This window comes from Paenibacillus validus NBRC 15382 (assembly GCF_004000985.1).
GTDB lineage: Bacteria > Bacillota > Bacilli > Paenibacillales > NBRC-103111 > Paenibacillus_G > Paenibacillus_G validus.
Map to the genome: position 1 here is coordinate 18,695 of NZ_BIMH01000053.1, position 9,339 is coordinate 28,033.

General features: G+C 45.7%; 8 protein-coding genes. 1 reads left to right on the plus strand and 7 read right to left on the minus strand.

What is annotated here, in order from left to right; all coding sequences use genetic code 11:
- The first annotated feature begins 40 nt into the window (after positions 1-40).
- Positions 41-943, plus strand: coding sequence for a LysR family transcriptional regulator (locus PVA01S_RS22865; RefSeq protein ID WP_127609832.1), 903 nt, complete (start codon positions 41-43; stop codon positions 941-943).
- A 17-nt stretch (positions 944-960) separates the two neighbouring features.
- Here PVA01S_RS22865 and PVA01S_RS22870 read toward each other — a convergent pair whose 3' ends face one another.
- The 7 genes from PVA01S_RS22870 to PVA01S_RS22900 all read right to left on the minus strand — a co-directional run.
- Positions 961-1,284: an ATP-binding cassette domain-containing protein gene (locus tag PVA01S_RS22870; protein ID WP_127609834.1), complete on the minus strand. Its 324-nt coding sequence runs from the start codon at positions 1,282-1,284 to the stop codon at positions 961-963.
- A gap of 94 nt (positions 1,285-1,378) precedes the next feature.
- Positions 1,379-2,269: a DMT family transporter gene (locus PVA01S_RS22875; protein ID WP_164751940.1), complete on the minus strand. Its 891-nt coding sequence runs from the start codon at positions 2,267-2,269 to the stop codon at positions 1,379-1,381.
- A 62-nt stretch (positions 2,270-2,331) separates the two neighbouring features.
- Positions 2,332-4,167, minus strand: a complete 1,836-nt coding sequence (locus PVA01S_RS22880; protein ID WP_127609838.1) for a methyl-accepting chemotaxis protein — start codon at positions 4,165-4,167, stop codon at positions 2,332-2,334.
- Positions 4,168-4,315: 148 nt separating this feature from the next.
- Positions 4,316-5,437 (minus strand): alkane 1-monooxygenase, encoded by a 1,122-nt coding sequence (locus PVA01S_RS22885; protein ID WP_127609840.1) that lies wholly within the window; start codon positions 5,435-5,437, stop codon positions 4,316-4,318.
- 78 nt (positions 5,438-5,515) lie between these two features.
- Positions 5,516-6,601, minus strand: a complete 1,086-nt coding sequence (locus PVA01S_RS22890) for a 2Fe-2S iron-sulfur cluster-binding protein (protein ID WP_127609842.1) — start codon at positions 6,599-6,601, stop codon at positions 5,516-5,518.
- A gap of 106 nt (positions 6,602-6,707) precedes the next feature.
- Positions 6,708-8,147 carry an aldehyde dehydrogenase family protein gene (locus PVA01S_RS22895; RefSeq protein WP_127609844.1) on the minus strand — a complete coding sequence of 480 codons (1,440 nt, stop codon included), beginning with the start codon at positions 8,145-8,147 and terminating at the stop codon, positions 6,708-6,710.
- Between the two features lie 79 nt (positions 8,148-8,226).
- The coding region (locus tag PVA01S_RS22900) for an NAD(P)-dependent alcohol dehydrogenase (protein ID WP_307720696.1) at positions 8,227-9,339 on the minus strand (1,113 nt) is incomplete at its 5' end.

Sequence of the window (9,339 nt, forward strand, 5' to 3'; positions counted from 1 at the left end):
CTATAGATTATTAGTTTGACCAGGGAAAGGATGACTAATTTTGCTTGAATCTTCCATACATCGTCTCAGAATCTTTAAATCTGTCATTGAATCTGGCGGCTTCAATGCAGCCGCCAGAAAACTAAATATCTCCCAACCCGCCATTACAGCTCATATTCAGTCCCTGGAGCAAGAACTAGGAAAGAAACTGTTTACCCGTGAACCCGGCCGAAAAGCATCGCTTACGGAAGCCGGTGAGATTTTTTATTCCTATGCGTTGGAAATTACCTCAAAGACGAATCTGGTAGAAAAACATTTACAAAAGTTGCAAGGGGAACAAAGAGAAGTCACTGTTGCCGTCCAACGTAGTATTGCTAACAACTTATTCCCGTCCTATTTGGCTACATTTTCCAGAACCCATCCTGACTTTCGCATTATTATGTACAGCCATACTCAGGAAATGATTATCCATCAGTTGATGGAGGGAAAAGCAGATTTGGGTTTATTGATGACATTGGGAAAAATAGAGGGATTATATTCCGAGATTCTTACTTATGAAAATATCGAATTAGTGGTAGGCCCAAGCCATGAATTGGCCTCGAGGAAAAGCATTCAACCGGTGGAACTAGAGAAGTATTCTTTTGTCGGCGGGGTGAATACTTCCAGTCATTCCAGGATGATCAATGAATCCCTAAAGAAGATAGGCATTCAGCAATATAATGTCGTACTGCAACTAGAGGATTACCGAACATTAGTTGAGGTGGTTAAACGAGGAATCGGGATTGCAGCAACCCCTGCTTTCGGCATTCAAAAGGAACTGGAAGATGGAGAACTAATTCGCCTGCCCCTTGATTGCGAACCAGCCAAAATAGAGATCAGATTGATTTATAATCCTGACTTGAAAATGTCCGATGAAACTCGATTATTTATGGTGTTTCTGAGAAGAGAAATGAGTGCATTATAGAGACGGATGCGGATAATTTAGGGGTGTCTCTTCAAAAAGTTACTAGGTACGTGCGAGATTATGTAATCAGATTCAGAAATCATCTGTGATTGCTCATGCTGGAAAGTCTTGCTAACCGATTTTCCGCCCACCTTGATCTTGCCGCTGGTCGGTTGAAGCAAATCTGCCATAATTCGCAAAAGCGTTGTTTTACCGCAACCGGAAGGACCCAGGAGGGAGACGAACTCTCCCTTTCTGATGTCCAAACTTACCTCTTTTAGGGCTAAGACATCAGATACACCCGATGCATAACGCATGCTCACCTGATCCAACTCAATCTCAGGAATCTTAGCTAGACTCATATTTCGCGTTCCCCTCCATGTTGTTAATCACAAATCTCAACCACTTCTATGTTATTTAATTGTTATTATATATAACATATTAGCGATAAAATACTTAGGTTGTTGATTCGGTTTTTAGCGATTTTCTGCGGTTTACCAAATAGATCCCTACTACGATGAGGGCCGATCCCAGGAACAAGGTAAAACTGATTTTTTCATCCAAATACAGGATACCGGCGGCAATCGAAACAAGAGGCACTCCAAAGGTATAAGCGGACGCCACGGTCGCATCACCCGAATGGATCAGTTTTAACCAAAGCATCCACGATACCATGATACCGATTACTGATGTATAAAGCAGACTGACCCCAAAGGAAATCGTCCATTCGATGGCCGACCAGTTTTCGAAAAACAAACCCGCCACAATCAGAACCAGTCCCCCGAAAGTAAACTGAGCGGCCAATAACCAAGGGATATCTACGGTATCCTGCACATTTTTCAAATACACCGTACCAATCGCCCATGCACATGCGGAAGCCAGACCCATGCAAATTCCTGTAACAAAGATTTCCCCGTTAGATATTCCCGCCATACTGATCACGATAACGCCAAGAAATCCCAGCATTAATCCTGCTAACTTTAAGGGAGAAAGCGATTCTTTGAGCCAGTATTTCGCAAGAATTCCGACAATAATGGGCTGCATATAAATCAATACAGCGGCCAATCCCGATGTCAAATAAGCGACAGCAAACGTTTGCAGGCCGATAAATAATACCACGTTGAAAAACGCAGATATGCCGAATATCTTCCCATTCTTTCGAAAATCCGCTTTCCCTCCTCGATTAAGGGCGATCGCCAGGAGAAATAGACCTCCTAGTATCGTGCGAATACCGGAGAAAAGAATGGGAGGAACGTACTCCAAACCAATTTTAATAACAGAAAAGGCGGTTCCCCAAATTAAGATCAACAACACCGAATACATGACCGTTGTCCGAATGCGAATCACCCCCTTCTTTTACGAAACCAAATAAGTCTACTACATCCTGCTTGTTTTCTTGATGAGGCGCGCTATGCCTTAAACTTTAAAATGGTATCATTTAGCTCCTGCGACAATTCGCTAAGCTGCACGGTTGAAGTCGAGATGTCTTCCATCGCGTGGATTTGTTCGGTAGTGGCCTCCGTGACCTTCTGGGAGTGACCCGAAGTAATTTGGGCGTAGTGCGACAGCTGGTTAACCGTGGCTGTCACTTCCTCAGCACCCGCGGACATCTGCTCCGCAGTGGAGGTGACCTCCAGAATCTGCTTGCGCACGGATTCGATACTGTGCGTGATGGAATGGAAACGCTGCTCCATCACAGTCATCTCCTGCTTCCCGTTCTCTACTTCCACCTTGCCTTGGCGGGTTTCCAGTGTGACATGATCCGATTGGGCTTGTATTTCCTGCACGAGTTGGCTGATTTTCTGCACAGATTGTCCTGATTGTTCGGCCAGCTTGCGAATTTCGCCGGCCACGACCGCAAACCCCCTCCCTACTTCACCCGCACGGGCCGCTTCAATGGAGGCGTTCAGGGATAGCAGATTGGTCTGTCCGGCCAGGTCGGATATCAGGGCTCCAATCCCGTTTATCAGATTGATTTGCTCGTTTTGCCGGGTGACGGCGGTTTGAATTTGCTCCATCGATTGATAGATCACATCCATTTGTGAGGCCAGTTCATTCATTGTACGCTGTCCGGCCAGGGCTTCCTCATACACCTCTGTCGAAGAATCAGATACCAGCCCGGAAGATTCAGCAATTTGAAAAATACCACTCGACATTTGCTCAACGGCCGTCAGCGTTTCCTCTACAGCAGACTGCTGGGTCAGAGTCGCCGAATTGACGATCTTCATCGATTCTGTGATCTGACGGCTCTGTCCGGCGGTACTGGCTGCGCTCCTTGCCAAGGAGGAGGAGGCTTTCTCCACAGCTTCGGAAACCGTCTGTACTTTCCGGATAATCGGTCGAATATTGGCGAGCAGCAAATTGACGGAGCGTCCCAGCTCGCCCAAGTCGTCCCGGACATTCAAGGAGATTTCCCGGGTCAAATCCCCGCCGTTTTCGGCCAGTTCGTGAATCTTTTGACGCAGTACATTGACCGGAACGGTGATAGAGGCAAACAAAGCATACATATTGAGGGAAACCGCAATGAGCACACTGGCTGCAGCCACCATATTCCAGTGGACAACCTTGGTTGATTGGTTCGTCAAATGCTGATTGTATACACCATTGATATTAACAACCATAAACAGAATCATAATGCCGAGACAAGTGACCAGAACATTCAAGGTCAATTTGAATTTTAATGACACAGATCTGTAGCGGGTATTTACCGGAACAAGACTGACCCATCTCTCAAGAGTAACCACCAAAAAAGCAAAGAAAGAGATGGAGTAAATCGAGATGATGGGGAGAGCCAACAGAACAGAAAACCAATACTCTTGGCGGTTAATAAAATCTTGCCCCAGTAACGCTGAATGAGGACCTACAAGGCTATAAACGAGGACGCCCGCGACAAAAAATTTAGGGATGAAAGCGATGCTTTTCTGGGCTGGCTCCAATTGGTCGGGATGTTGATGCTCCATATAGGCCGAGATCCGCCTGATTTGTCGACGGAGAACAATAACAACGGTTCCGATGTTCACAGCTATAAAAATGATGAGGGGCGGGTGAAGCAAAATGAGACCCACTTCGGAAATACTTTCGAGCGCTTCATAGTAGTACAGGCCGACTATCCAGATAAGCGGCGCAAGTATAAAGAAAGTTAAAACAATCGTCATCAGCTTGGATAAGTATTTCATAGTAGCGGGTTGATCCTCCTTGTGCTTAAAACTTATGGATTTGAACATGGGTGAGAATAATAGCCGCACGGGGATCAAGCTCTCAAAAGAACGACAACGTTCACCCGGATGACTTAATATCGTGCGAACACTTCATGAAAAGAGGTCAACCAGGTGGTCTGATTGACCTCATAACATGGATTGGAGACGGAAAGTTGCATAACACCTGATATAAGGCTCAAACGGAATACTTTTCCATGTTTTCTTGGGCAAAGTCGGGCCACCCTGCTCTGCGATTTGCTTTCGAAGCCATTATCCTCTCCTCGGGACTTGCCAAATGTTGGTCCCAATACTTGATTCGGGGTATTACGATTTTTTTAAACCAAAAAGAAGGAATAAGCGATGCCAGGAAACAGAGTACGATACTCGGCATCTTTGGGGCATCACTTGGTTTCAGTTCATAGAAAGGCATGTACGGATCCTTATGATGATCCGAATGCGTTGTGATTTCTACCGCTCCGGCCCGTACGAAGAATGTATCATGTTCCCAAGTATGGCGGCTCTCAAAGGGTTTACCTTCGATCCGAATCAATCCATAATGCTGTGTATAGTTAAATGCTTCAATAGTGAGTTTTGCAATAAACAACGTAATGATAACAACGACTAAACCAGTCAGACCAGCCATCCAATAGAAATATCCTATTACAATTGCAAGCATCAAAACAGCCCATAGAATTCGACTACTCCCATGCCATATCGAATGCCCTTTTCTCCGGAGACGTTCCCGCTCAATCTTAAACCCTTCCTTATACCTTCCCCATGTAGCACGGAACACAAAGTGATAAACCGTTTCCCCCCGGTAAGGGGTATCCGAATCCTTGGGAGTCCCTACATGAACATGGTGAACATGAATATGAGCTATATCACTATTGGGATCACCAAAGAAAGTACCTCCAATACTGTTTAATGCGCGGGGAAACCAGTGTCTTCGATGCATAAGCTCATGTAATATCGGCAGATTGGGAAATGCACTAAGCAGGGCAACGGATAGAATTGAACCGCCGTATAAAACCAGCTCCGACAAATTCGGCAGCGAACCAAATCCAATTTGCAAGCGCCATGCAAAGACACCATAAAGAACTATGGTTAGAGGCACATGCAAGTACAATGCAAGATCAGCGATCCAGGGATACTTTAAATTTCGAATATTCGTATCCTCACCCAAAATCATGTCACCGATAAGAACAGCCACAAGCACTCCGAGTGACCCCAGCCACACCCAATGACCACCGAGAAGCAGACCCGCTATCCCCAACATCACATAAAAATTGGCGATGTAATACCTGACATGATCTAACACAGATCATTCCCCTTTCTATCAAATAAATGTCTTCTCAAGTTGAAATCCCCCGAAGAATATCCTGAAGCCAGAAATTTATCAATCAGAATGATGCATTTTTTTCTCCACATGATATCGATCCAGAAATTTGTCAAAAAAGATATGTTCTCCAGTAACGCCACCTTCATTTAGCTTACTTATTGCTGCGTCAATCATTCCGGGGGGGCCACACAGATAGGCTTTACTATTCGCAACTCGAATTTCCGGAAGATCTTTGATGTGTTCGGTGACAAGTCCGCGGGCACCTGACCAATCACTATCGGCCGGCTCTTCCGACAATACCGGAACGAAATGGAAAGGCGCATTCCAAGATGAGCTGAATTCGTTAATTACATCAAGACAGTACAGATCTCGCTGCGTACGTGCCCCGAACAAAAATAACACCGGAATGTTTCCTCCCATCTTGAAGATTTTCTCCAAAATCGCTTTTAACGGTGCCAAGCCACTACCGCCAGCAATGCAGACAATCGATTGATCGGAAGGACGGAGATAGAAAGACCCGTAGGGACCGGTAATACTCACTTTGACGCCTGTTCGGTCCGCAGCGTGCAACCAGCCGGTCATTTCCCCATTCACCACATGACGAATAAAAAAACTGATTGTTGTCTGTCCCTGCTCGTTCGGAGCATCTGCAAACGAATAGGATCGGGGTTCACTTAGGCTTGGTACCGACAGATCCGCATATTGTCCAGCTTCGTAAATGATGCTTTCGTCCAGTTCAATCGTGATTTTCAGAATATCGTGTGTCAACTGTTCGCTTTTGCGAATCACACCGCAAATCGATTTTACGGTATGTTGTGGGCCTTCCAAAGGACGGTCAAGTGCAACCGTAAGATCACTTTTGACCATTGCTTGACAGGCAAGGATATAACCCTGTTCCATTTCTTCCCTGCTTAACGTGTAGGAAAAGTCCATAATCGCTTTAACTTTCCCTTCAACTAAAAGGCATTTACAAGTGGCACAAGTCCCAACCCTGCAGTCATGCGGGAAAGGCACCCCTGCGGACAAGGCAGCTTGCAATAATGTATCTTTGGGCTGCACCGAAAAACGCTCACCGCTTGGTTGCAGATTGACGAATAACGGTCCTCGTGATTTTTTGAATAAATTAGATAGTAGATTCGCCATTCTAATCTCCTTTTTTTTATGTTGATGCGTAAAACAGACAGATCAGGATGAAATCTGTCTGTAATTACCGAGCATCAACAGGTCGTAACACAAGAGCGAATCGCAATCACTTCATATAACGTATGCCGTGATGTTCAATATAGTCTGCCAAACTCAACTCGGTAAACTCTCGACCGATTCCGCTTTGTTTAATCCCGCCGAAAGGCATCCGGACGTCAAGCGATTCCAAACTGTGACTGTTAATAAACGTGCTGCCTGCTTCGATCTGGCGGGCGACTTTGACAGCACGGTTTACATCTGATGACCAAACCGAAGAACATAGACCAAATTCGCTATCATTGGCCATCTCAATAGCTTGATCCAAGGATTGATAAGGGATTAAAGGAATCACGGGCCCAAACTGTTCACAACATGCCAATTTTGCTGAGTGATTGATGTCACGCACAACAGTCGGAAGCAGGTAGTAACCGTTATCCCATTCTTCCGGTTGCAGCTTTTGCCCCAATTCCCGGACTACAGCATTGCTTGCTTTGGTATGCTGAATCAAATCTTTTACAAAATTATACTGACCACGATTGACCACCGGCCCCATGGTTGAACGTTCATCCAATCCATGCCCAACTTTAATTTCATCAACGACCTGGCACATCATATCGAAAAATTTGTCATACATACCCTGAGACACATAAACCCGCTTTACCGAAAAGCATATTTGTCCCGATCTAGTAAAAATCCCCTTCACCAGCCTCGGCATGATCTCGGCTGGATTTACATCGTCCAAAATGATAGCCGGATCATTCCCCCCGAGCTCCAAAGTAATGTTTTTGATTGTGGACCCGGCATCAGCCATCACATGTTTTGCCGTTTCCGTACCACCGGTGAAAGAAATTTTCCTCACCAGCGGATGATGAGTGAGAGTCGCGCCAACATCTCCGTCCCCATTCACAACATTGATCACTCCAGGAGGCAATACGGAGGCCATTTTCTTCAAAGCCTGCGTAATCGCTGCCGGTGCAAACGGTGACGGCTTCACCACCAACGTGTTCCCGGTTACCAGCGCAGGTGCAAGTTTCATCATGGTCAGAACGATCGGAAAGTTCCAAGGAACGATGGCAACCACAACACCCCTCGGGATTTTCTCGATTTCAATCCGGCAGTTTTCATCTTCAATCACTTCTGGAACGAGATAAGATTCGGCAATTCCCGCAGTAAACTGGGCTGCTCCTACTCCAAAACCAAAATCCATTTGAGATTCACCCAATAATCCTCCATGCTCTCTCGTCAATAAAGGACTCAACTCTGGAATTGATTGTTCCAATGCTTTAGCAGCTGCAAACACGGCTTGAATCCTTTCACTCAAATCGAGTCTTCGCCAGGACAGGAATGCATGGTGAGCGGCAATAACCGCATTATTGGCGTCTTGAACACTTCCTTTCGCGACTCTGGCTACCAAATGATTGAGACGTCCGGGGTCATATATTTCGAAATAATCATGGGTTGACACTCCGGAATTATTAATCCACAAATCGACTTGCTCCGTTGGCATGTTCAACCGATTTCCTCCTCCAGCTGAATTCTTAAATATTTTCCAGAATATCCCCAAAGGTATTCCACCTGCTTTTTTGCTAGTTTAGGCCGGAAACACGCAAGACCGGTTTGATTGTATTGCCTTTTTTGGAGTCTTCCGCAGCTTGATTAATTTCATCAAAAGCGTAGATCGTAATGAGTTTGTCATACGGGAACAGTCCTTGTTTATACAACTCAATCAATTCGGGAATAAAAAGCTGCGGTACTGAGCTCCCCATCGTAACCCCTGCAATGGTTTTTTCTGAAATGAGGCCGAAGTGATCCAATTCCACATTTGTCCCGAATGGTGGTGCACCTACAACCGCCGTCGTTCCGAGCGGTTTGATGCTGTCAACCGCCTGTCTTAAAACTTGCGGAACACCACTGGTTTCGACCGCATACTTTACGCCTCCATTAGAAATCTCCGTGACCTTTTGAACAACATTATCGACATCTGTACTGTTTATTGTATGTGTGGCTCCAAGTTCTTTCGCTAATTCTAAGCGGTCATTATTAATGTCGATTGCAATAATGGTTGTGCATCCTTTGACTTTCGCCGCCATTAAGGCGCTTAATCCGACAGCTCCACAACCGAAAACAGCCAGGCTTGAACCAGGTTCCGGTTGCAGTTTATTGAGCACCGCACCACTGCCGGCCGAGATACCGCATCCAAGCGGAGCAAGGATTTCTAACGGGACATCTTTAGGGACTTTAATAACGTTTCGGTAATGGATGACCGTATATTCTGAAAAAGAGGATTGCCCGAAAAACGTGGAGATTTCCTGGCCGCTTTGTTCAATCCGTTTCGTACCATCCGGCATGATTCCACCAAAGTTCAACATGGCAAAATGCACACATCCGGCAGGTTTACCTTGTAGACAAGCATCACATCTTCCACAAGAGCTATAAGATAACACGACATGGTCCCCTGGCTCAATTCCTTGCACCGATGACCCGACTCGTTCCACCACGCCCGCACCTTCATGCCCCAAAACGATCGGTAACGGACAAGGAATAAAACCATCTTTGACACTCAGGTCGGTATGACACATACCGACAGCAGTAATTCGAACCAATACCTCCTCCGCCTTCGGCTCATGCAGCGTAACTTGTTCCATACTAAATTCGCCTTGATTGCGTGTTACCATAGCTTTTGTTTGCATACATACCTC